The organism is Novacetimonas hansenii JCM 7643 (assembly GCF_000964405.1).
In the GTDB taxonomy this organism is placed as follows: Bacteria; Pseudomonadota; Alphaproteobacteria; order Acetobacterales; family Acetobacteraceae; genus Novacetimonas; species Novacetimonas hansenii.
In genome coordinates this window covers 1-1256 of the sequence record NZ_BANE01000034.1, presented here as the reverse complement: position 1 = coordinate 1256, position 1256 = coordinate 1, and the positions used below count along the sequence as shown (strand labels likewise).

1 protein-coding gene and 1 pseudogene are annotated in these 1256 nt (G+C 54.1%); both read right to left on the bottom strand.

All coding sequences use genetic code 11. The features are described 5' to 3' along the window. Window positions 1–112: 112 nt before the first annotated feature. A pseudogene (locus B7G66_RS02295) lies at window positions 113–628 on the bottom strand (IS5 family transposase); the annotation flags it as partial. A 153-nt stretch (window positions 629–781) separates the two neighbouring features. Beyond that, entirely contained in the window at window positions 782–904 is a 123-nt protein-coding gene (locus B7G66_RS19025) for a hypothetical protein (RefSeq protein ID WP_307723150.1), read from the bottom strand. Between the last annotated feature and the right edge of the window lie 352 nt (window positions 905–1256).

Sequence of the window (1256 nt, the reverse complement as noted above, 5' to 3'; positions counted from 1 at the left end):
CGCAAAACCGGAAAAACAGACACCACAGGCAGACAGACAGTACACCCCTCACGCACAACACTCAGAACTTAACTGACGACACGCCGTAAGCATCTGTCCAAGAACATTGTTTTTAATTACATAGTTTTCTGACCATCAAACGGACTGATGCCCATTGAAGGAAAGCCAGCGCATTGTGATTGAGACACTCCCAATCCTTGCTCAGGCGTCGGCAGCGGTTCAACCAGGCGATGGTGCGCTCCACGATCCAGCGCCTAGGCAACACCACGAACTTTCCGAGGTCACAGCGTCGCACGATCTCGACGTTTACAGAATGGCAGACATGTGCCATATCCCTGCTGGAACTTCGTCCCCTGATAGCCCGCGTCGGCGTAGAGTTTCAGGAGGAACGGATACAGTCCGAACAGTGTCGCCATCAGCATGACACCGCCATCACGGTCCTGAATATCGGCTGCGTGGACCGTTGCCTCCATCAACAGGCCCTGCGTATCGACGAGGAGATGCCGCTTCTTGCCCTTGATCCTCTTGCCGGCGTCAAAGCCGGACGGATCGATGCGCCGCCCCCTTTTTCAGCGCTTTTGACGCTCTGGCTGTCGATGATCGCCGCTGTCGGACTGGCCTTACGGCCCGCCTGGAATACTCAACAGCTTCCATCAAAAGGATCCCTGCAGGAGGATAATCCCCTTATTCCGGCCTTTCTGGAGAAACATAGCGGGAAGTAGCCCTTTATGATGACCTGCTTTGGGAATGTTTCTTCAGGCAGTTTACGTTTTGACCTTCCCTACTGACAGACCCGCCGCATATCACGCTCCAGCCGACCGACGGCGAACTGGCGATCATCCTGCGCGGCGATCTGGCGGCGATCCGGCAGTTCGCCGCGCACAAGAAAAACGCCACGGTCCATCCGGACAGTGGCGTTCTTGATACGTTCGTATCACAAGGGGGGGGAAGGCAACCAACGATACTTGCGACTGGTAGACGGGAAAATACCCCGCATCGCCGCTTAACAGCAAGCGATACCGAATCTACCCGTACATTCCTTGGTTTCCCTTCACCTATGCCCCTGCCACTACCTCATACAGCATCGATAACCTTTCGATAAGCCATGAACCCGATCCGAGGAAGCCTCTCGCACCGCCATTAAAGCTACTCTACTCTATCAGGGGGTAATCTCCATATTGATCCAAAGCCTTGCGATCCTTCCAGATTAAGCTAGAGCGTTCTGTGATTAGATTGATGCATATCCTGAGTTTTTG